Origin of the sequence: Mycetohabitans endofungorum, assembly GCF_037477895.1 — a bacterium.
Classification (GTDB): Bacteria; Pseudomonadota; Gammaproteobacteria; order Burkholderiales; family Burkholderiaceae; genus Mycetohabitans.
In genome coordinates this window covers 2,168,072-2,188,682 of the sequence record NZ_CP132744.1, presented here as the reverse complement: position 1 = coordinate 2,188,682, position 20,611 = coordinate 2,168,072, and the positions used below count along the sequence as shown (strand labels likewise).

General features: G+C 63.1%; 20 protein-coding genes. 12 read left to right on the top strand and 8 right to left on the bottom strand.

Annotated features, from left to right (window positions below; genetic code table 11):
• Positions 1-157: 157 nt before the first annotated feature.
• Complete coding sequence (locus RA167_RS09560) at positions 158-1,468, top strand: hemolysin family protein (protein WP_076785363.1); 1,311 nt, start codon at positions 158-160, stop codon at positions 1,466-1,468.
• Between the two features lie 850 nt (positions 1,469-2,318).
• Here RA167_RS09560 and RA167_RS09555 read toward each other — a convergent pair.
• The gene (locus RA167_RS09555; protein WP_076785362.1) at positions 2,319-3,263 is read right to left on the bottom strand and encodes a CysB family HTH-type transcriptional regulator; all 945 of its coding nucleotides are present in this window, start codon (positions 3,261-3,263) and stop codon (positions 2,319-2,321) included.
• A gap of 218 nt (positions 3,264-3,481) precedes the next feature.
• On the opposite strand from RA167_RS09555, the gene RA167_RS09550 reads away from it, so the two are divergent.
• From RA167_RS09550 to cobA, 6 genes are read left to right on the top strand one after another with little or no spacing between them, the layout of a single operon-like run.
• Positions 3,482-5,164: a nitrite/sulfite reductase gene (locus tag RA167_RS09550; RefSeq protein ID WP_076785361.1), complete on the top strand. Its 1,683-nt coding sequence runs from the start codon at positions 3,482-3,484 to the stop codon at positions 5,162-5,164.
• A gap of 8 nt (positions 5,165-5,172) precedes the next feature.
• On the top strand, positions 5,173-5,742 hold the full coding sequence (locus tag RA167_RS09545; RefSeq protein WP_076785360.1) for a DUF934 domain-containing protein: 570 nt from the start codon (positions 5,173-5,175) through the stop codon (positions 5,740-5,742).
• Complete coding sequence (locus RA167_RS09540) at positions 5,739-6,503, top strand: phosphoadenylyl-sulfate reductase (RefSeq protein WP_139336992.1); 765 nt, start codon at positions 5,739-5,741, stop codon at positions 6,501-6,503. The genes RA167_RS09545 and RA167_RS09540 overlap by 4 nt, the downstream gene beginning before the upstream one ends.
• Before the next feature lie 26 nt (positions 6,504-6,529).
• The gene (cysD, locus tag RA167_RS09535) at positions 6,530-7,492 is read left to right on the top strand and encodes a sulfate adenylyltransferase subunit CysD (protein WP_076785359.1); all 963 of its coding nucleotides are present in this window, start codon (positions 6,530-6,532) and stop codon (positions 7,490-7,492) included.
• 47 nt (positions 7,493-7,539) lie between these two features.
• Positions 7,540-8,856 carry a sulfate adenylyltransferase subunit 1 gene (locus RA167_RS09530; protein ID WP_076785358.1) on the top strand — a complete coding sequence of 439 codons (1,317 nt, stop codon included), beginning with the start codon at positions 7,540-7,542 and terminating at the stop codon, positions 8,854-8,856.
• Positions 8,857-8,903: 47 nt separating this feature from the next.
• Entirely contained in the window at positions 8,904-9,692 is a 789-nt protein-coding gene (gene cobA, locus RA167_RS09525) for a uroporphyrinogen-III C-methyltransferase (protein ID WP_083705978.1), read from the top strand.
• Between the two features lie 49 nt (positions 9,693-9,741).
• Here the strand turns inward: cobA and RA167_RS09520 are convergent, their stop codons facing one another.
• The 3 genes from RA167_RS09520 to lptF all read right to left on the bottom strand — a co-directional run bounded on the left by RA167_RS09520 (position 9,742) and on the right by lptF (position 12,460).
• Complete coding sequence (locus RA167_RS09520) at positions 9,742-10,140, bottom strand: sirohydrochlorin chelatase (protein ID WP_076785356.1); 399 nt, start codon at positions 10,138-10,140, stop codon at positions 9,742-9,744.
• Positions 10,141-10,210: 70 nt separating this feature from the next.
• Positions 10,211-11,359 (bottom strand): LPS export ABC transporter permease LptG, encoded by a 1,149-nt coding sequence (lptG, locus tag RA167_RS09515; RefSeq protein WP_076785355.1) that lies wholly within the window; start codon positions 11,357-11,359, stop codon positions 10,211-10,213.
• A 3-nt stretch (positions 11,360-11,362) separates the two neighbouring features.
• Positions 11,363-12,460, bottom strand: a complete 1,098-nt coding sequence (gene lptF / locus RA167_RS09510) for an LPS export ABC transporter permease LptF (protein WP_076785354.1) — start codon at positions 12,458-12,460, stop codon at positions 11,363-11,365.
• 220 nt (positions 12,461-12,680) lie between these two features.
• Here lptF and RA167_RS09505 point away from each other — a divergent pair, with 220 nt between their 5' ends.
• Genes RA167_RS09505 through RA167_RS09495 form a run of 3 tightly spaced genes read left to right on the top strand, consistent with a single transcriptional unit; the run spans position 12,681 to position 15,134 of the window.
• Positions 12,681-14,198, top strand: a complete 1,518-nt coding sequence (locus RA167_RS09505; protein WP_076785353.1) for a leucyl aminopeptidase — start codon at positions 12,681-12,683, stop codon at positions 14,196-14,198.
• A gap of 55 nt (positions 14,199-14,253) precedes the next feature.
• The gene (locus RA167_RS09500) at positions 14,254-14,670 is read left to right on the top strand and encodes a DNA polymerase III subunit chi (protein WP_076785352.1); all 417 of its coding nucleotides are present in this window, start codon (positions 14,254-14,256) and stop codon (positions 14,668-14,670) included.
• A 47-nt stretch (positions 14,671-14,717) separates the two neighbouring features.
• A complete protein-coding gene (locus tag RA167_RS09495) occupies positions 14,718-15,134 on the top strand; it encodes a DUF2486 family protein (RefSeq protein WP_083706076.1) in 417 nt (138 codons plus the stop codon).
• 14 nt (positions 15,135-15,148) lie between these two features.
• Here RA167_RS09495 and RA167_RS09490 read toward each other — a convergent pair whose 3' ends face one another.
• Complete coding sequence (locus tag RA167_RS09490; RefSeq protein ID WP_076785350.1) at positions 15,149-15,337, bottom strand: c-type cytochrome; 189 nt, start codon at positions 15,335-15,337, stop codon at positions 15,149-15,151.
• Positions 15,338-15,399: 62 nt separating this feature from the next.
• On the bottom strand, positions 15,400-17,073 hold the full coding sequence (gene ilvD, locus RA167_RS09485) for a dihydroxy-acid dehydratase (protein ID WP_076785349.1): 1,674 nt from the start codon (positions 17,071-17,073) through the stop codon (positions 15,400-15,402).
• A gap of 119 nt (positions 17,074-17,192) precedes the next feature.
• Here ilvD and RA167_RS09480 point away from each other — a divergent pair, with 119 nt between their 5' ends.
• A complete protein-coding gene (locus tag RA167_RS09480; protein ID WP_076785348.1) occupies positions 17,193-18,113 on the top strand; it encodes a LysR family transcriptional regulator in 921 nt (306 codons plus the stop codon).
• Between the two features lie 26 nt (positions 18,114-18,139).
• Complete coding sequence (gene lgt / locus RA167_RS09475; protein WP_076785347.1) at positions 18,140-19,051, top strand: prolipoprotein diacylglyceryl transferase; 912 nt, start codon at positions 18,140-18,142, stop codon at positions 19,049-19,051.
• A 119-nt stretch (positions 19,052-19,170) separates the two neighbouring features.
• Here the strand turns inward: lgt and RA167_RS09470 are convergent, their stop codons facing one another.
• Both RA167_RS09470 and RA167_RS09465 read right to left on the bottom strand, forming a co-directional pair.
• Positions 19,171-19,893, bottom strand: coding sequence for an SIMPL domain-containing protein (locus tag RA167_RS09470; RefSeq protein WP_076785346.1), 723 nt, complete (start codon positions 19,891-19,893; stop codon positions 19,171-19,173).
• A gap of 224 nt (positions 19,894-20,117) precedes the next feature.
• Positions 20,118-20,585 (bottom strand): EVE domain-containing protein, encoded by a 468-nt coding sequence (locus RA167_RS09465; RefSeq protein WP_076785345.1) that lies wholly within the window; start codon positions 20,583-20,585, stop codon positions 20,118-20,120.
• Between the last annotated feature and the right edge of the window lie 26 nt (positions 20,586-20,611).

Here is a 20,611-nt window from a genome sequence, read left to right as displayed (position 1 = left end):
GCGTGCCCGCGCACCGGCGCGTCTCGGCTTGCCGATGGCGGGCCCCGTGTGAGCGAGTGCGCAACACTTGTGCGTCAGGCCGATCCGACATCGTCACCTTGCTGACATACAATGGCCCTTTGTTCCCGCGCGTCGGTGAGCCGGTTCGATTTTTCTGATGCAGACATTTCTCGCGTTTGTTGCTGCCCTGCTGCTGGTCTTTCTCAATGGTTTCTTCGTTGCCGCGGAATTCTCGCTGGTCAAGCTGCGCGGCACGCGGGTTGCGGCCATTTCCCGGCAATATGGCTGGCGGGGCCGCGTATTGTCGCGCGTGCATGCCCATCTGGACGCTTACCTGTCAGCCTGCCAACTCGGCATCACGCTTGCATCGCTCGGCCTGGGCTGGTTGGGAGAGCCGGCGTTTGCCCATTTGTTAGCCCCGCTGTTCGGCATGCTGCAAATCGTGCCGCCGCTTGCCGACGCAATCGCGCTGGCGCTGGCGTTCCTGATCATTTCGTTCCTGCATATCGTAGCGGGTGAGCTTGCGCCGAAATCGCTCGCCATTCGGATGCCGGAGCGCGCCGGCCTGCTGACCGCCGTGCCGCTATACCTGTTCTACTGGATCATGTATCCGGCCATTGCCCTGCTCAATGTTAGCTCGAACCGGATGCTCGCGTGGTTTGGCCTGTCGGACGCCGGGCAGGCTGAAGCCCCGTATGGTCGTGACGAGCTGAAGCTGATCGTGCGTGCGAGTCGGTCCCATCGGCAGTTCTCGAGCGACGAGCTTAGTACGTTGTCGCACTCGCTGGAGTTCGGCGAACTGACCGCATCCGACCTGATGCGTCCGCTGCGCGACGCGGTGAGCTTCAACGTGAGTCTGTCATTCGACGCGAATCTGGCGTTGGCGGCAAAGAGCCGCTACAGCCGGTATCCGCTCTTCGACGAAAGCGGCGACAAGGTGCTTGGCATGGTCGATGTGAAAGACTTGCTGTTTCGTCGTCTCGAAGGGCATACATCGCGCGACCTGCGCGAACTCGCGCGCCCCGTGCTCGAGGTGTTGCCTGAGATGCCCGCGCTCGAACTGCTGCGGCGCTTTCGCTCGGGTGCGCCTCACTTTGCGGTGATCGGGCGTCCCGGGCTGAAGCCGGTCGGCTTCGTCACGTTGCCGGACCTGCTTGCAGCGCTGGTGGGCCAAATCCGGGACGATACGCGCGCAACTGACGTTGAATGGCAACGGCAGCCGGATGGCAGCGTGATCGGTCGCGGCAGCCTGTCGATCGTTTCGCTCGAGCACCTGCTGGGCGTGGATTTTGGTGAGCAGTCGGCCGAGTCGGTCGGCGGCATGATCTTGGACAAACTGGGCGAATTACCGCAGCAGGGGCAGAGCGTGGACTTCGGCTCATGCCTAATCACCGTCAACGAACGAGTCGGTCCGCGAATCGTGACGGTTAAGGTCTGGCCGAAAACGCCGCAAGGTGCGACAGCTTAGCAGCGCCGATCCCATTGTCCGCGTCAGCCTGCCTGGTGCTTCACGCCGCCGCGGCAAAACCGACGCAGCGGCATCAGGCGGTCCTCGAACCCGTCGCGGCGCAGCAAATAATCGCGTATGAGGCCAAGCCATTGCCATGCTGTGCTCGATGCGCGCGCACTGGAGCCGGCGGAGCTGATGGTCAGGGTGCTCGCCGCTTTATGCCCACTGCCATCGGGAAACTACCTGAGGAGGTCGATCGGCCGTTGAGCGTGACGCGGAAATGGTTGCCGCGGGCAGTCCATGTGTCGAGCTGGAATACCGACGAAAGAAAAACCCCGTGAAACCTTGATCTCACGGGGTTTGTCCGAATACTGCGGCTTAGCCGAAATATCTGTTGGTGCCCGGGGCCGGAATCGAACCGGCACGCCTTGCGGCGGGGGATTTTCTTCCCACTTCGGCTTTCGCCGCCGCCCTCTCGAGAGAGGACGTTCGTGGTCTGGAGCACGCCTTCACCTTAGCCTTCTGGCCTTAGGTGCCCGCCGTCTGCTCTCTACACCTTCCAAGACACCTCTCGGCGCCAAGGCTTGGCTCGGCATTAGCTCGGACTTGCGTCCAGGGCCTTCACCGAGTTTGACGGGCTTCACCTCCAGGGTTTCCCCTGAAGGGCTCAAATTTGGTCTGAGTCCCCTGCGTCTACCAATTTCACCACCCGGGCAAAACGGTGAAGCAGTTTGCAACACTACTTCACATTCACTATCTATGAGTGATGCTAATCCGCGTAGGACCGAGGTCACCGCGCGACGCAAACCGTGATTATGTCGCAATTCGGCACGCTCGGCAAGCATGTCAACGCAGATGTTCGCTCACCTCACCCTTCATACGCATTGGCGTTGCCCCGCATCGCCTGTTCGACCCACTTGCGGTTCAGCGCCGGCGAGAGCAATTCGATAAATGTATAGACATAGCCGCGCAGGTAGGTGCCTTGTTTTAATGCAACCCGTGTGGTGTTGGTGCCGAACAGGCGACCAACGGGAATCGCGCGTAGCTGCCGGTCGCGCTCTGCGTTGAATGCGACGTCGGCCATGATCCCCACGCCCAGGCCTAGTTCGACATAGGTCTTAATGACATCCGCGTCGATCGCCTCGAGGATGATGTCCGGTGTGAGTCCGTGCAAAGCGAACGCCTGGTCGATCTTCGAGCGCCCCGCGAACGCGTTGTCATAGGTGATCAACGGAAATTGCGCGAGATCGTCCAGCGTGATCTGTTGCTTTCTGTCAAGCAACGCATGTTCGGGCGGCGTGACCGCCAAGTGATGCCACTGGAATGCCGGCAGCGAGACTAGGTCCTTATACGTCGAGACGGCCTCGGTCGCGATGGCCAGGTCGGCCTGGTCGTGCAGGACCATGTCGGCAACCTGGGTCGGGTTGCCTTGCAGAATGGACAGATGCACCTTTGGAAACCGTTTTTTGAACTCGGCCACCGCCTGTGGCAATGAATACCGCGCTTGCGTGTGGGTCGCGGCGATCACCAAATTGCCTTCGTCCTGCGCTGCGTAGTCTTTTCCGACCCTTCTTAGGCTTTCGACTTCTTGCAGGATTTTTTCCACCGAGGACAAGATGATCCTGCCAGGTTCGGTCAACGAGCGCACGCGCTTGCCGTGCCGGGTGAAGATCTCGACGCCAAGTTCGTCCTCCAACTCGATGATCGCCTTCGATACGCCAGGCTGCGAGGTGTACAGGGCTTTGGCCGCCTCGGTTAAGTTGAAATTCTGACGGACGGCCTCGCGCACGAACCGGAACTGATGCAGGTTCATATATAACCCCTCCGCATATAGACAGAATTTTTTAGTCGTTTGACGTATAAAGCGAGTCTATTACGATTTCCCCAGCTTTTCCAATATCGATATCTGTTTTTGTGCTTTGCAAATGGCGGATTATCTGAACGGGGCGGCGGCGCGCATGTTATCCGGGAAGAGTGGGCCGGCGCAGTGCACTGTCGGCGCGCAACGCACACGAAAGACTGGGGCCCTACATGTATCAATACGACCCGTACGACCAGACGATCGTCGACGAGCGCGTTCGGCAATATGCCGATCAGGTCCGCCGGCGTTTGTCCGGAGAACTGACCGAGGAGGAGTTCCGCCCGCTGCGACTGCAAAACGGGTTGTACATGCAGCGGCACGCCTATATGCATCGTATTGCGGTTCCGTACGGCAACCTGCGCAGCGACCAGTTGCGAATGTTGGCGCGCATTGCACGCGAGCACGATCGCGGCTACGGCCATTTCTCGACGCGCTCGAACATGCAGTTCAACTGGATCAAACTGGAGGAAACGCCAGAGATCCTGCGCAAGCTCGCGTCGGTGCAGATGCACGCGATCCAGACCTCGGGCAATTGCATCCGTAACATTACCGCTGACCAATTCGCCGGTGTCGCGCCGGACGAGATTGTCGATCCACGTCCATGGGCTGAGTTGCTACGCCAATGGTCCACATTCCATCCCGAATTTGCGTGGCTGCCGCGCAAGTTCAAGATCGCTGTTGCCGGCGCGACGCAGGATCGTGCCGCTGTGCAGTTGCATGACCTGGGCATTTATCTAAAGCGCGACGCCGATGGCGAGGTGGTGTGCAGCGTGCTGGTGGGTGGCGGCATGGGCCGCACGCCCATTCTGGGCACGATCATCAAGGAGGATTTGCCGTGGCAGCACCTGCTGACGTACTGTGAGGCCGTGCTGCGGGTGTATAACCGGTTCGGCCGTCGCGACAATTTGTTCAAGGTGCGGATCAAGATCCTGGTCAAGGCGCTGGGCAAAGACAAGTTCTCGCAGCAGGTGGAGCAGGAGTGGCAACACTTGAAGGACGGCCCCTCGACACTGACCTGCGACGAGGTGCAGCGCGTCGCGCAGCATTTCGTGCCGCCCCCGTATGAAAAGCTGTCCGATACCGACGCGTTGTTCGAAAAGCACTTGCTGGAGAACCGAGCATTCGCGCGCTGGGTCGAGCGCAATGCGCACCCTCATCGCGTACCAGGCTATGCCGCGGTGACGTTGTCATTGAAACCCGGCGCCATGTGGAAATATCAGCCGCCGGGCGATGTGACCGATACGCAGATGGAAGCGCTTGCCGATTGGGCCGATGCGTACAGTTTCGGTCAGCTCCGCGTGTCGCATGAACAGAACCTGATCCTGGCGAACGTGAAGAAGCGCGATTTGTATACGCTGTGGGAAAAGGCCCGCGAGATCGGCTGCGGCGCGCCGAACATCGGGTTGCTCACCGACATCATCGCCTGCCCGGGCGGCGATTTTTGCTCGTTGGCCAACGCGAAGTCGATCCCGATTGCACAGGCAATCCAGCAGCGCTTTGACGACCTGGATTACGTGTACGACCTCGGCGAGCTGTCGTTAAATATCTCCGGCTGCATGAACTCGTGCGGCCACCACCACGTCGGCAATATCGGCATTCTGGGCGTGGACAAGGATGGCGCCGAGTGGTACCAGGTCTCGCTTGGCGGCGAGCAAGGCAACGCGTCGGCATTGGGCCGGGTGATCGGGCCGTCGTTTGCGGCCGATGAGGTGCCGGAGGTCATCACTAAGGTGATCGATACGTTCGTCGAGCATCGCGTCGATGACGAACGTTTCATCGATACATATAAGCGGATCGGCATTGCGCCGTTCAAGGAACGGGTGTACGCGGCGCGCCAACCGGCGCACGCGTGAGGTGGAAGATGACTCAAGCCATTGAAAAAATCATCCGACAACGCCAGGTCGTGGACGACGACTGGAGCGTCGTGCGTGCCGCGCAGGACGGTTCGCTGCCGCCCGTCCGGTCATTGCCGGCGGGCCGCGTCATCGTGCCGCTGTCGTACTGGCAAGCCGAGCGCGGTGCGTTGCTCGCCGCGCGCGACAAGTCGCAGCGCGGCGTGTGGCTCGCGCCGGACAGCGAGCCGGCCGAATTGGCCGACGACCTGGAGCACATTGCGCTGGTTGCCGTGGACTTTCCGGTGTTCCGCGACGGGCGGGGCTACAGCATTGGGCGGCTGTTGCGCGAGCGCTATGACTGGAAGGGGCAGCTGCGGGCGATCGGTGATGTGTTGCGCGATCAACTGCTGTACCTATCACGCTGCGGCTTCGATGCGTTTGCGGTGCGCGCGGACAAGGACATCCATGACGCGTTGAAGGCGTTCGACGAGTTCAGCGTGCGCTATCAGGGTGCGTTCGACGAGCCGCGTCCGTTGTTCCGGCGCCGTGCGCAAGCCGCGGTGGCCAGCCACGCGGGCGCGGCGGGCCAGTCATGAGCGAAACTGTCGTCACGTTCGGGCGTGCGGCGCCGCGCGATCCGCTCGTACACGCCGAGCCGCTCACGCCGCAGCGCAAGCAGCGCATCGAGAAGCTCGATGCACTGCTCGCCACCGTTGTGGCGAGCCACACGTGTGTGAAGTTTGCCAGCAGCCTGGCCGCCGAGGACATGCTACTGACCCACGCGATTCTGTCGTGCAAACGGTCGATTATTATCTTCTCGCTGAATACCGGACGGCTGCATGCCGAGACGGTCGGCATGATTGAGCAGGTCCGGCAGCGCTATGGTTACGTCATCGAACAATGGCATCCGCAGCAGGATGCAGTCGACGCGTATGTCAGCGAGCATGGGCTAAATGCGTTTTACGACAGCATTGAGCTGCGCAAGCGGTGTTGCGAGATTCGCAAGGTCGAACCATTAAATCGCGCGCTGGCTGGCGCGCAAGCGTGGATGAGCGGACAGCGGCGCGAGCAATCGGTCACCCGTGCTCGGCTCCCTGAACGAGAGCAGGATGGGGTGCGCGGCATCGCGAAGTACAACCCGCTTGCCGACTGGACCGAGGCCGATGTCTGGGCATACCTGAAGGCGTATGACGTGCCGGTCAATCCATTGCATGCGCGCGGTTACCCAAGCATCGGCTGCGAGCCGTGCACGCGTGCGATCCGCGTTGGCGAGGGTAGCCGCGCCGGACGCTGGTGGTGGGAAAGTCGCGACTCGAAGGAGTGCGGGCTGCATCCGGGCGCGCCAGCCCAATCTTGAACCGAATCGAAGCATTGAGGACGACTATGAGCACGTTGCTCGAACCGACGGACATCACTCCCCGCCGCAACATGGCCACGCGCATGGACCACCTGGATTGGCTCGAGGCGGAATCGATCCATATCCTGCGAGAGTTGGTGGCCGAATGCGCAAGGCCGGCACTGTTGTTCTCAGGCGGCAAGGATTCAGTCGTCGTGCTGCATCTTGCACTCAAGGCCTTCGGCCTCGGCCCGGGGCGCCGCACGCAGTTGCCTTTTCCGCTGGTGCACATCGACACGGGACACAACTACCCGGAGGTCATTGCATTCCGGGACCGCCGCGCTGCGCAGATCGGCGTGCAACTGGTGGTGGGTCACGTCGAGAACTCGATCCGGCGCGGCACGGTACGGCTGCGGCGCGAAACCGATTCGCGCAACGCCGCGCAGGCGGTGACGTTGCTGGAGACGATCGACGCATACCGCTACGACGCGATGATCGGCGGCGCGCGCCGTGACGAGGAGAAGGCTCGGGCAAAGGAGCGGATTTTCTCGTTTCGGGACGAGTTCGGCCAATGGGACCCGAAAGCGCAACGGCCGGAGCTGTGGAGTTTGTTCAACACGCGCCTGCATCCGGGCGAGCACCTGCGAGTGTTCCCGATCTCGAACTGGACCGAACTTGACGTCTGGCAGTACATCGCGCGCGAAAACCTCGAGTTGCCGTCGATTTACTATGCGCACGAGCGCGAGATCGTGCGCCGCAACGGCCTGCTGGTGCCGGTCACGCCGCTCACGCCCAAGCGCGACGCAGAGACCAGCGAGTCCTTGCTGGTGCGATTTCGCACCGTCGGCGACATCAGTTGCACCTGCCCAGTCGCCAGCGACGCGGACACGGTCGAGAAGATCATTGCCGAGACCGCGGTGACGCAGATCACCGAACGCGGCGCGACCCGAATGGATGACCAAACCTGCGAGGCGGCGATGGAGCAGCGCAAGAAGCAAGGGTATTTCTGAGCGCCCGCACCGGTTCCCTGTCCCGATACGAATTGACGTAAAACACCATGAGCCTGAACCAGACTGAAGACCTCGGCGTACTGCGTTTCATTACCGCCGGCAGTGTCGATGACGGCAAGAGCACGTTGATCGGGCGCTTGCTGTATGACAGCAAGGCCGTGTTGTCCGACCAGTTGTCGGCGCTGTCGCGCGCGAAGAACAAGCGCGCCGTCGGCGAGGACATCGACCTGTCGCTGTTGACCGATGGGCTGGAGGCCGAGCGCGAGCAGGGTATCACGATCGATGTGGCATACCGGTACTTCGCCACGGCCAAGCGCAAGTTCATCATTGCGGACACGCCGGGGCATGAACAATACACGCGCAACATGGTGACTGGCGCGTCGACCGCGCACGCGGCGATCATCCTGGTGGACGCAACGCGGGTCAGCGTGGACGATGCGGCATGCACGCAGCTGCTGCCGCAGACCAAGCGCCATAGCGCGATCGTCAAGTTGCTGGGCTTGTCGCATGTGATCGTCGCGATCAACAAGATGGATCTGATCGAGTTCAGCGAGGAACGTTTCAACCAGATTCGCGATGCGTACGCCGAGCTGGCCGCGCAGCTGGGTCTGGCCAACGTGCGCTTTGTGCCGGTCTCGGCGCTCAAGGGCGACAACATTGTCGCCGCGAGCGAGCGCATGCCGTGGTATGCCGGCGAGCCGCTACTGGATATGCTGGAGTCGCTGCCGGTAGACCCGCAGGTGAACGCGGCGTTGCGTCTGCCGGTGCAGTGGGTTGCGCGGCAGGACGGCGCGCAGGCGGATGATTTCCGCGGTTACATGGGGCGCGTCGAATCCGGCGAGATCGAGGTCGGGCAGACCGTGACCGTGCTGCCGAACCCGCGCCGGGCGAGCGTGGCGGAGATCATCGCGCCGGTGCCAGGTGGCACCGCTTCGGTCGATCGCGCGTTTGCCGGCCAATGCGTGACGGTGCGTCTGGCCGAGGATATCGACGTATCGCGCGGCGATACGCTGGTTGCCGCGGACGATGTTCCGACGCCGGCCCGCAAGCTGCAGGCGGACCTGTGCTGGTTCGACGACGCGCCATTGACGCCGCAGCGCAAGTACCTGCTCAAGCAGACGAGCGCGACTGTGTTTGCGCGCGTTAGCGCGATCGAGCGGGTGCTCGATGTGCATACCTTGTCGCATGCCACCGGGCGGGAAGCATTGGCAATGAACGATATCGGCACGGTGTCATTGACGCTGCAAAAGCCGGTGGTTGTGGACACATATGATACCCATCCAGGTACCGGGGCGTTCGTGCTAATCGACGACGTGACCCACCATACGGTCGCCGCTGGCATGATCCGTGCCCATTCGGCGTGATATATCACATTGTGAGCCATTGATCGCGCGAACGGACAGGAACGATGATGGGCAAGGTGTACTTGATCGGTGCGGGACCCGGTGCGTTGGATCTCATTACGGTGCGCGGCGCACGCATTCTGGGCATTGCCGATGTGGTGCTGCATGATGCGCTGGTCGAGCCCGGCATGCTCGAGCACGCGCCGCAGGCCTCTAAGATTGCGGTCGGCAAGCGGTGCGGCCAGCGCTCAAGCGCACAGCATTTCATCAACAAACAGATCATCGATGCAGCGCGCGAACACGCGCTGGTCGTGCGGCTCAAGGGGGGTGACCCGATGTTGTTTGGCCGCGCCGATGAAGAAATCCGTGCGCTGGAGGCGGCTGGCATCGACTACGAGATTGTGCCCGGTATCACCGCTGCACTGGCCAGCGCGGCGACGCTGCGCCGCCCATTGACGCTGCGCGGTGTCGCGCGCAGCGTCGCATTCGCGACGCACAGCCGGGCGTCCGGGTCCGACGAGGTCCGCGAGCGCGTCAATGCGGATTCGCTGGTCTACTACATGGGGCGCGACAGTGCAGTGACGATCGCGCGACAACTGATTGATGCCGGCCGTTCGCCGCGCACGCCGGTGGCGATCGTCGAGGCGGCGAGCACCGAACGTGAGCGTACGCTGACATTGACGCTCGACGAGATGGCGCACGGTCGCGCACAGCTTTGGCTCGACCCATCCCAGCCGAGTCTGCTGATGATCGGCGACGCGTTTGCGCCGCGCGAGACTTTTGGTACAGGCGAGGCCATTGATACCGCATCGCAGGCACGGCCGGTCACACTGCCGGCGCTGCAGTTCGCTGCATGAGTCTTGCGCGCACCGCCGCGTAGCCATGCGCGCGGGGTGCTGCACGAGATCAACGGGATTCGCGCAGGGCGCGCTCGCAGTATCCCGCGAGCGCGTGCAACACCGCTTCGTCCTCGCCGACGGATGACGCGCAATCGATGTGCACGTGCGGATGAGTGGCGCGAGCTTGACTGAGCAACGCCGGCAAGTCGCGTTGCACGTGGCCGCCCTGGCCCATAAACATCGGCACGACAACGATCCGGTTGCATCCGTCGGCGACCTGCGCTGCAATCGCGGCCTGCAGCGGCGGTGTCATCCATTCCAGGAACGCGAGCGACACCGGGCCCTCGTCTTGCTGCGCACGGCGGCGCGCCCGCACGAGCGACGCGACCCGCTCGAACGGCTCGGCCCAGCGCGAATCACGCGCACCGTGGCCTAACAGAATCAATCCGCTGCTTGATGCTGACATGGCGATACTCCTGGTCGATCACGCACCGCGCTGGCACAATGGGGCTATCGAGATGACACCGGCGTGGGCATCAGTGGCGGTCGACCCAGCGCAGCGCAAGCAATCCCAACGCAAGATAGATCAGGCCAGGTGTTGCGGCTGTCAACGGCGCGGGCCAGGTGTTGAGCGTGCCGATGTGCGAGAACAGCGTGTTGAACAGCTGGAAGCTCATGCCGAGCATGATGCCGCCGAACACCTTGACGCCGACGACGCCCGCGCGCGTATGCAGGTAGGCAAACGGCAGCGACAGCACCAGCATCACGAATACTGCGAACGGATAGAGCAGCTTGCGCCACAGCGCAATCATATAGCGTTGCGGATCCTGGTGGTTCTCGCGCAAATGCTGCACGTACGAAAACAGGTTCGTCATCGACATCCGGTCCGGCGCAACCAGCAACACCGACAGGATCTGCGGTGTTAGCTCGGAGCGCATCTGGTACTCTGGCATCGAAACTTGTGCGGACTTGTACACGGGGTTGAGCACGTCCTTGGCTGTCGCGGCGGCCGGCGCCACATCGTGCAACTGCGTTTCCGTCACGCCCTTGAGTAGCCACTGGCCCGGTCGTACGTAGCGGCCGCTGTCGGCTGTGCGCACGTCCGCAAGACGGAACTGTGAATCGAATTCGTAGATCCGCACGTTCGAAATGGTCGCGTCCGGCTTTAGCTCTCCTACGTTCACGAAGCGCGTGACCTGCGCGGTGGTGCCATTGCCCGGCACCGTATCCTTGACCCACACGCCCGATTGGAAATTGCTCGATACCGAGGAGCCGAGCGCCTCCAGGCGCACGCGCTCGGACAACTGGTCGGTGTAGGGGCCGACGACTTCGCCGATCACGAAGGTTAGCACGACGATCGGCACGCCGATTTTCAGCAGGGAGCCGAGCGCGCGGTGCGTGGATAGCCCCGAGACGCGAAAAATCGTGAACTCGGAGCTGGCCGCCATCTGCGCGAACACATAGATCGCGCTGATTAGCGCAGCGACCGGAATGATCTCGTAGAACCGCGACGGCGTCTGCAGCATCACGCGCAGCACCGCATAGCTGAACTTATAGTTGCCGTGCCCGACGGAGTTCAGTTCGCTGATCAGGTCAAAGAAGAAAAACAACCCCGAGAACGCGAACAGGATGAACGCAAAGGTCAGGTAGACCTGCTTGGCGAAGTACCTTTCGTAGAGGCGCATCGGTCAGCCTCCGGACGCCGCGCGCAGCGCCGGGCGCCGCAGCAGTGGACGGTTGCGCACGCGCAACCAGAACACGAAGGCGACGATCGTCGAGACAATCACGTGCAGTCCCAGCAGCCCGGGCATGAACGCGATTTTGCCTTGCTCGACCCAGGCTTGAACCAGGTTCATTAGGTTCGAATACGTCAAGTAGATGAGCACTGCGAGCACCAGATTAATCGTGCGGCCGCGCCGCGGGTTCTGGTACGCGAGCGGAATCGCCAGCAGCATCAGGTTGAGCGCAGTCAACGGCAGGCCGGCCCGCCACGCGAACTCGGCCAGATTGGTCGTGTTCGGCTCGCGCAACAGCGTGGCCGTCGGCAGGCTGGTGGTCGTTGGCCGGTTCACCAGTTGTTGGCTCTGGATCTTGACCCCGTAGCGCGCGAATTCCATGATGCGAAAATCGGGCTTGCCCGGTTCGCCATCGTAGCGACGTCCGTTCTCCAACACGACGAAGCGGTCGCCATTCGGGTGGATCTCCGTATGGCCGGTCTTGGATACGACGACGTTGACCTTGCCGTTTTCCGTGCTCGTCACGAATACGTTTTCGACGCGTTTTTGATCGGGGCTCATCTTCTCGATGAAGAACACCCGATGGTTCGAGGCGGACTCGCGAAACTGGCCGGGCGCGAGCAGCGACACCTCGTCGCGCTGCTGGAAGCGCTCACGGATCAGCTTGCTTTGCTCGTTCGCCCACGGCCAGCCAACGAATGCAAAAAAGGCGATCAGTACGACGATCGGCGCCGCAAACGTCGCGATCGGTTTGATCAGCCGGGTCAGGCTCACGCCGGACGAAAGCCAGACCACCATCTCGGAGTCACGGTACCAGCGCGTAAGCACGAACAGGATCGACACGAACAGCGTTGCAATCAGCATCACCGCCACATAGCTGATCATCGTCAAGCCGATCAGCACGACGACGTCGCGAGGATCGATCTCGCCCGAGGCGGCAAAGCCAACGATGCGGATCATCATCGTCGTCAGCACGAGGGTGAGCAGCACGAGGAAAACCGCGCCGGCCGTATAGGCGAGTTCGCGCTGCAAGGAGCGTTCAAGGATCATCTGGTCACATCATGTTCGTGTCCCGGCTGCTGGCTTGGACCACGGTGGCGAGCCGGGATTGACAGCCCGTCCACAATGGGCGTTTCCATGCGCGTGACGCACGTGGACCGGTCCGTCGAAGACGGACATCCGGCGCCAGCAACGCCGCAGTAGAAAAAATAGCGGATAATTGCGGCTTGGTTTGACTAACAGCCCAGGATTCTAGCCAAGGACGAGCGCGATGGACTTTAGCACAAAAGCCTGTGATTGGAACAAAGCCGCGGACAGCGCCTTGCTCAACGCAAAGTCGGATTGCATCGTGGTCGGCGTATTCGATGCGCAGACGCTGTCCGGTGCCGCACAAAAGCTTGATGCCGCGACCAAGGGGCTGGTCAGCCGCCTGGTCAAGAGCGGCGACTTAGGCGGCAAGGCCGGCTCGACGCTAATGCTGCGCGAAGTGGCTGGCATTGGCGCGTCGCGCGTGTTGCTGGTGGGTTTGGGCAAGCAGGACGCGCTGGGCCCGAAGACGTTCACCGAGGCGGCGCGCGCGGCGTGGCGCGCGGTATTGGCCACGCGCGCAGCCAGCGTGACATGGGCGCTCGCGCAGGTGGCGGTCAACGACCGCGATGCCAGCTGGAGCGCGCGCATGAGCGCGTTGACGCTGCGCGAGCTAACCTACCAATATACGCAGACCAAGTCTAAGCCGGCGGCCGACGCGGCCAATGGCGGCGCAGTGAAAAAGGTGATCGTGGTCGTGGACCCCGCACACGAGAAGGCGGTGCGCGTCGCGTTAAAGGAGGGCGTGGCGATCGCCAATGGCATGGATCTGACCCGCGAGCTGGGCAACCTGCCGGGCAATATTTGCACGCCGACGTACCTGGCCGGTGTCGCGAAACAACTGGCGAAGGACTGGAAGCTCAAGGTCGAGGTGTTGGGCCCGAAGCGGATCGAGGCGTTGAAGATGGGCTCGTTTCTGTCGGTCGCCAAGGGCTCGGCGCAGCCGCCGCAATTCATCGTGCTGCAGCACCAGGGCGCTGGGGCGAAGCAGGCGCCGGTGGTGCTGGTCGGCAAGGGCATCACATTCGACTCGGGGGGCATCTCGATCAAGCCGGGTGAAGGCATGGACGAGATGAAGTACGACATGTGCGGTGCCGGCTCGGTGCTCGGCACGTTCCGCGCGATTGCCGAGATGGGCTTGAAGCTGAACGTCGTTGGCCTGATCCCGACTTGCGAGAACATGCCGAGCGGCAATGCGAACAAGCCGGGCGACATCGTGACCAGCCTGTCCGGCCAGACGATCGAGATTCTGAACACCGACGCCGAGGGGCGGCTGGTCCTGTGCGATGCGCTCACGTATGCGGAGCGCTTTAAACCGGCCGCCGTGATCGACATCGCGACGCTAACTGGCGCCTGCGTGATCGCGCTGGGGCACCACAATAGCGGCTTGTTCTCGAAGGATGACGCGTTGGCCGACGCGCTGCTCGCGGCCGGCCGCCGCGCGTCGGATCCCGCGTGGCGGTTGCCGCTGGACGACGAATACCAGGAGCAGCTGAAGTCGAATTTCGCGGACATGGCTAACATTGGTGGGCGGCCAGCCGGCAGCGTGACGGCCGCGTGCTTTCTCGCACGTTTTGCGCAAGCTTACCCGTGGGCGCACCTGGATATCGCCGGCACCGCGTGGAAGAGCGGCAGCGCAAAGGGCGCAACCGGACGCCCCGTGCCGCTGCTCACGCAATTTTTGATCGATCGCGCGAAGTGATGCCCGCCGAAGCGTACCGTGTCGCATCAATAAACCAGCGAGGCTCGGGCTGCCGATGACCCGTGTGGACTTTCACACCCACGTCGCGGATCCACTGGGCTATGCGTGCCGGCTGGCGCGCAAGGCCTACCAGGCCGCGCAGCCGCTCGTCGTGCTGGGCGAGCCCGCCGTGCTGCGCGCCTTCGACGAGCGGCTGTGGACGTTTTCGCCGCTGGACTTCATCCCGCATTGCATGGCCGGCTCGGCGCTGGCTGACGAGACGCCGGTGGTGCTGACCACCGACCTGGATCAGGCGCCACACTACGCGATCCTGCTCAACCTGGGCAGCGCGGTGCCGCCGCAATTCGCGCGTTTCGAGCGGTTGCTCGAGGTTATCGGCAATGACGAGCACGGGCTCGCGGCCGGGCGCGAGCGGTACCGTTTCTATCGGGACCGCGGCTACACGTTGAACATGTATAAGCAAGGCGAGTGACGGATGCTGGTTCGGCGCCGCAATCCGTATTGACCACGGAGTGGACCATGACTGACCCGATCGACGAATCCATCCCGGTGCTGACCAACGTGCTGGTCAGTGGCGCGCCCGAGATGGCCCGCAGCCGCGCGCAATGGCTCGTCGAGCGGTGCACGATGAAACCGGCGTGCACCCCTGCGTCCCGTATCGATGCCGATTTTGTGCCGGTGCCGCAGGACGGCGGATGGACTGCGCCCGACGTGGACCGTATCGTCGAACGGCTGCGTGCTCGTCTGGGCGCGTACCTGACCGGCGAGGGACGCGATGCGATCGAGGCGCGCTGCCGCGAGGCGTTCGCCGAGCATGCGGGTTGGCTCGTGAGCCAGGTCACGCGCGAAGTCGTGCTGACGCTCGAAACAGAATTGGAGCAGTGGATGCACGATGCGCTGGATGCCGAGATCGAGCAGCGCGCCGACCAGCACTGAACCGATGCCGCGGGCTATTGCAGCCGGAGGGTCCACGCGGCGAGTGCGGCCGCCTGCGCATCGGTGATCTGGGTATTGGCCGGCATCAGCACATTGCCCCACGTGCCTGCGCCGCCATCGAGGATCTTGTGCTGCAGCCGTACCGAGGCGTCCGGCTGGTGGGCATAGTGCGCAGCGATCTCCCGAAATGACGGCGCTAGCATCCGATGCGTGACGCGATTATACGGGTCCCGGCGCGGGACCGCCGGAACCTGCGCTTTGCGGCTCAGCCGGTGACGGCGCCTTGGTCGGCCGGGCGCGCGAGTTCGGCATACTTGGCAAGCACGCCGCGGGTATAGCGCGGCTTGGGCTGGGTCCATGCGGCGCGGCGGCGCGCCAGTTCGACCTCGTCAACGTTTAATTGCAGCAGCAGCTTGTGTGCGTCGATCGTAATCGAGTCGCCTTCCTGCACCAGCGCAATCGTGCCACCGGCGAAGGCTTCCGGCGCGACGTGGCCGACCACCATGCCCCAGGTGCCGCCGGAGAAGCGTCCATCGGTGATCAGCCCGACGGATTCGCCCAGCCCTTTGCCGATGATGGCGGAGGTCGGCGCGAGCATTTCCGGCATGCCGGGCCCACCCTTGGGGCCGAGATAGCGCAGCACCATCACGTCACCGGCCTTGATCCGGTCCGCCAGAATTGCCTCGAGCGCACTCTGCTCGTCATCGAACACACGGGCTGGCCCCGTGATGACGGGGTTTTTCAGGCCGGTGATTTTCGCGACCGCGCCAGACTCGGCCAAATTACCTTTCAGGATCGCCAGATGCCCCTCGCTGTACAGCGCCTTATCGATCGGGAAGATCACCTGCTGGTCCGCGCGGGGCTGGCTCGGCACGTCTTTCAGTGCCTCGGCGATCGTTTGGCCGGTGATCGTCACGCAGTCCCCATGTAGCAGGCCGGCGTCCAGCAGGATCTTCAGCACTTGCGGAACGCCGCCGGCGCGATGCAGGTCGGTGGCCACATATTGGCCGGACGGCTTCAGATTGCAGATCACCGGCACACGCTTGCGGATGCGCTCGAAGTCATCGATCGTCCACTCGACCTCGGCGGCGTGCGCGATGGCCAGATAGTGCAGCACTGCGTTCGTCGAGCCACCGGTTGCCATGATCAGCGATACGGCGTTTTCGATCGATTGGCGCGTGATGATGTCGCGCGGCTTCAAGTCATTTTTCACCGCTTCGACGAGCACGCGCGCCGATTCGGCGGCGGATGCGACCTTCTCGTCGTCCGGATTGGCCATCGTCGACGAGTACAGCAGCGACATGCCCAGCGCCTCGAATGACGAGCTCATCGTGTTCGCAGTGTACATGCCGCCGCACGAACCGGTGCTCGGACACGCGTTGCGCTCGACCCCATCAAAGTCCTCCTGCGTCATGCGTCCCGCGGTGAACTCGCCGACCGCTTCGAACGACGACACGATAGTCAAATCCTTGCCCTTCCAGTGACCCGGACGGATCGTGCCGCCGTAGATATAGATGCCCGGCACGTTCATCCGGGCCAATGCCATCATGCCACCCGGCATGTTCTTGTCGCAGCCGCCGATGACCGCCACGCCATCCATCCACTGCCCCTGCACGCAAGTCTCGATGCAATCGGAGATCACTTCGCGCGACACCAGCGAGTACTTCATGCCTTCCGTGCCCATCGACATGCCGTCCGAGATGGTCGGCGTGCCGAACGTTTGTGCATTGGCGCCGGCGTCCTTGATCGCGCCGACTGCCGCGTCGGCGAGCCGTTGCAACCCCGCGTTGCATGGCGTGATCGTTGAGTGACCGTTGGCGATGCCGATCATCGGCTTGTCAAAATCTTCCTTCTTATAGCCGAGCGCGTAATACATCGAGCGGTTCGGCGCACGGGCGACGCCTTGAGTGATGTTCTTCGAACGACGGTTGTATGGCATGGTGGGGAAACTCCTATGGCTTTGTGTAACAGCATGCAGTGGCGCGAATCAAATGTCCAATATATTATTTGAAGCTAATAAAGTCATAAAATGTATCAGTTTCCATTCCGCCTTCACCTATGTCCTTCGATTTGCGCCAATTGCGCTACTTTGTCACGCTGGCCGAGGAACAGCACTTCAGCCGGGCGGCGGCCCGTCTCGCGATGACGCAGCCGCCGCTGTCGCAGGCGATTCGTTTGCTGGAGGACGCGCTCGGCGTGCGTTTGTTCGAGCGCACCAAACGCTCGGTCGAGCTGACACCGGTGGGCGCCGCGCTGCTGCCCGAAGTGCGGCGGGTGCTGGCCGCCGCCGATGCGTTGGCGCCGCTCGCGCGCAGTCTGGCGCAGGGCGAGACCGGGGTGCTCGCGTTGGCGTTCGTGTCGAGCGCCGACTATGGGCTGCTGCCCGGTCTGTTGCGGCAATTCGGTGAACGTTTTCCGCGCGTCAGGCTCCAGTTGCTTGAGGCGACCAGTGACGTGCAGATTGACGAACTGGTGGCCGGACGCATCGACGCGGGCATCGTAATCCCGCCGATTCCGCCCCGTCATGCGGCCGCGCTGTCATATCTGCCGATCGCGCGTGAGCCATTGATCGTCGCCCTGTCGTGCGAACTGGCCCAGGCGCTGGACACGGCGTACAACCAGGCGGAAATCGAGCTGGCGCAGTTCGCCGACGTGCCGCTGGTGATTTTCCCGCGGCGTTTGGCGCCCGCGTTTTATGACATCATAATGGGCTGCTACAAGGCTGCGGGCATCGTGCCGCGGATCGGCCAGGAAGCGATCCAGATGCAGACGATCGTCAGTCTTGTGTCGGCCGGCATGGGCGTCGCGTTGGTGCCGCAATCGCTTCGCAACTTGCGGCGTACGGGCGTCGTCTACCGAGCGCTGCGCGGTGCGCTGCCGGTCGTCGAAACGGGCCTAGTATGGCGCACAGGCGATGTCAGCCCAGTACTGGCGGGCTTCATCGACGTCGTGCGCGCGCATGCGCTATTGACCCCCTGACATCCTACTGACCTCAGATTCCTATCGTGCTGATTCATCCGAATTTCGACCCCGTTGCGTTCCACCTCGGTCCACTCGCGGTGCGCTGGTACGGGTTGATGTACCTGGTCGCGTTCATCGCGGCGATCGTTGTCGGCCGGTTGCGGCTGCGCCTGCCGCATGTCGCGGCGCAAGGCTGGACGTTGCGCGACATCGACGACATGCTGTTCTATGGTGTGCTAGGCACGATCCTCGGCGGCCGCCTCGGCTACGTGCTGTTTTACAAGGCCGACTTCTACCTGGCCCATCCGGTTGACATCTTCAAGGTCTGGGAAGGCGGGATGTCGTTCCACGGCGGCTTCCTCGGCGTGACGCTCGCGATGCTCGTGTTCGCGTACCAACGCAACCGCACGTGGCTGCAGGTCACCGATTTCGTCGCGCCGATGGTGCCGACGGGGTTGGCAGCCGGCCGGTTCGGCAATTTCATCAACGGCGAGCTGTGGGGGCGCGTCACGGCGCCAGATGCTCCGTGGGCGATGGGATTCCCCGGCGCAGTCAATGAAGATCTGGGGTGGCTCGCGTCGCATCCGCTGCAAGCCGCGCAATGGCACTTGCTGGACGTGTTCCAGCGCTACTCTATGCTGCCGCGTCATCCGTCACAGCTTTATGAGATCGCGCTGGAGGGCGGTGTGCTGTTCGTCGTGCTCTGGTGCTTCGCACGCAAGCCGCGTCCGGTCGGCGCCGCCTCGGCGGTCTTCCTGCTCGGCTATGGCATGGCGCGCTTCACGGTCGAGTTTGCGCGCGAGCCGGACGACTTTCTCGGATTGCTCGCGTTCAATCTGTCGATGGGGCAGTGGCTTTCCCTGCCGATGATCGTGGTTGGCGCACTGGTGCTCGTCTGGTCCTACAGGCGCAATGCGCGTCTGCCCGGTGTCCGCTCGGCGGACTCGGCCGGCTGACGCACGCTGCGCACAGCCCACGCTCATGTGCCCGCACAGCCCATACTCATGTGCCGGCGCCCGCGACACGCGTGCGCGGCGAGGGCGGGCAGCGGCCGGCCGGCGATGATACGTCAGCATCAGCGCGTCATCTGGATCGAACCGGATACTTCGACCGTCACCGTGCTTTTGCCCGCCTCGATCGGCAGCGGCGCTGCGGCCTTCGCATCGGTCCTTGTGGGCGTGGCCATCAACATGAACGGCCGCGGGCTAGCGCCGGCTCCCTGGTTAATGCGCACTTCCCGAATCGTATAGCCGCCATAGCCGAAAGCCTGCGCGGCGGCTTGCGCCTGGTCGCGGAACGCCGCAATGGCACCCGAGGTCAGCTTGGTTTCCGCGTCGCGGCGCGCCTGCGGTGATAACGAGAACGCCACATTGTCCACTTGCATCGTGTTGCTCAACTGGCCCGCGAGCCGCGACGCGGCACCGAAGTCGCGCGACTCGAGCACGATCTCGGTTCGACCGCGCCAGGCGGCGATTTTGCCGTCGCGGCTAGTCGATGGATAGATCGTGAAGGCGCCGGTTTGCACGGTCACTTTGTCGTCGCTCCGCGCCTGCCGCAGCGCCTCGTCGGCACGTTTGTTCAGCGCCCGGGTCAGGGTGGCGGCATCCTGGCTCTCCTGCTCATAGAACAGCGTGATGCGCACGACGTCCTCTTGCACGTCGATGCTTCGCTCAGCGCTCAGCGATAGCACGCCGGACGGCGGTGCCACTGGCGCGGCCTGCGCAAGTGCGGCGCCGGGCGCCAGGCCCAGCGTCAGCGGAACACTCGCAAGCGCGCATGCGGCCACGATGCCGCGCATTCGACGCGCGACGTGCCGCGAGGGTAGGGACTGATTCATCATTCTTGGACTCCCAACGAGATTGTCGGCTCCAGCGCAGCACGCGCGGCGGACTGTGCTCTATTAGGCAATACGTGCGGCGGACCGTGCCCTATTAGTTGAGCGTGCGCGATGCGAAGTTCCGTGAAACGAAGGCCAGGTTGCACCGCGCCGGCTTTGAGCGGGCGTGGCGCCTCGCGATCTCGCTATTCGGCCTCAGCCAGCGTATCGGTGATATAGCACCATTGATCGGGCGTAACCGGCGTGATCGACAGACGGTTGCCGCGCGCCAGCACCCGCATGTCCGCCAGCGCGGTGTGCGCGCGCAGCTCGCCCAACGGAATCAGTCGTAGCTTCTTGACAAAGCGCACGTCGACCAGAAGCCAACGTGGTGCATCGCAACGCGACTTGGGATCGTAGTAAGGACTAGCGGCATCGAATTGTGTCGGGTCCGCATAGGGGCCGGAGGCGACTTCGGCCAGGCCCGCGATGCCGGGTTCGGTACAACTGCTGTGATAGAACAGCACACCGTCGCCGGGCTGCATGCTGTCGCGCATGAAATTACGCGCTTGGTAATTGCGCACGCCGGTCCACGGCAACGTGCGGGTAGGGGACGCGGCCAGATCGTCGATGCTCGCTTCGTCGGGTTCGGACTTCATCAGCCAGTAGCGCATCGCCGTGGGACGCTCGAATAAAAAAC

Coding starts and splice junctions, on each gene's coding strand:
- RA167_RS09560 (WP_076785363.1), top strand. CDS start 158: ATGCAGACATTTCTCGCGTTTGTTGCTGCCCTGCTGCTGGTCTTTCTC.
- RA167_RS09555 (WP_076785362.1), bottom strand. CDS start 3,263: ATGAACCTGCATCAGTTCCGGTTCGTGCGCGAGGCCGTCCGTCAGAAT.
- RA167_RS09550 (WP_076785361.1), top strand. CDS start 3,482: ATGTATCAATACGACCCGTACGACCAGACGATCGTCGACGAGCGCGTT.
- RA167_RS09545 (WP_076785360.1), top strand. CDS start 5,173: ATGACTCAAGCCATTGAAAAAATCATCCGACAACGCCAGGTCGTGGAC.
- RA167_RS09540 (WP_139336992.1), top strand. CDS start 5,739: ATGAGCGAAACTGTCGTCACGTTCGGGCGTGCGGCGCCGCGCGATCCG.
- cysD (WP_076785359.1), top strand. CDS start 6,530: ATGAGCACGTTGCTCGAACCGACGGACATCACTCCCCGCCGCAACATG.
- RA167_RS09530 (WP_076785358.1), top strand. CDS start 7,540: ATGAGCCTGAACCAGACTGAAGACCTCGGCGTACTGCGTTTCATTACC.
- cobA (WP_083705978.1), top strand. CDS start 8,904: ATGGGCAAGGTGTACTTGATCGGTGCGGGACCCGGTGCGTTGGATCTC.
- RA167_RS09520 (WP_076785356.1), bottom strand. CDS start 10,140: ATGTCAGCATCAAGCAGCGGATTGATTCTGTTAGGCCACGGTGCGCGT.
- lptG (WP_076785355.1), bottom strand. CDS start 11,359: ATGCGCCTCTACGAAAGGTACTTCGCCAAGCAGGTCTACCTGACCTTT.
- lptF (WP_076785354.1), bottom strand. CDS start 12,460: ATGATCCTTGAACGCTCCTTGCAGCGCGAACTCGCCTATACGGCCGGC.
- RA167_RS09505 (WP_076785353.1), top strand. CDS start 12,681: ATGGACTTTAGCACAAAAGCCTGTGATTGGAACAAAGCCGCGGACAGC.
- RA167_RS09500 (WP_076785352.1), top strand. CDS start 14,254: ATGACCCGTGTGGACTTTCACACCCACGTCGCGGATCCACTGGGCTAT.
- RA167_RS09495 (WP_083706076.1), top strand. CDS start 14,718: ATGACTGACCCGATCGACGAATCCATCCCGGTGCTGACCAACGTGCTG.
- RA167_RS09490 (WP_076785350.1), bottom strand. CDS start 15,337: ATGCTAGCGCCGTCATTTCGGGAGATCGCTGCGCACTATGCCCACCAG.
- ilvD (WP_076785349.1), bottom strand. CDS start 17,073: ATGCCATACAACCGTCGTTCGAAGAACATCACTCAAGGCGTCGCCCGT.
- RA167_RS09480 (WP_076785348.1), top strand. CDS start 17,193: ATGTCCTTCGATTTGCGCCAATTGCGCTACTTTGTCACGCTGGCCGAG.
- RA167_RS09470 (WP_076785346.1), bottom strand. CDS start 19,893: ATGCGCGGCATCGTGGCCGCATGCGCGCTTGCGAGTGTTCCGCTGACG.
- RA167_RS09465 (WP_076785345.1), bottom strand. CDS start 20,585: ATGCGCTACTGGCTGATGAAGTCCGAACCCGACGAAGCGAGCATCGAC.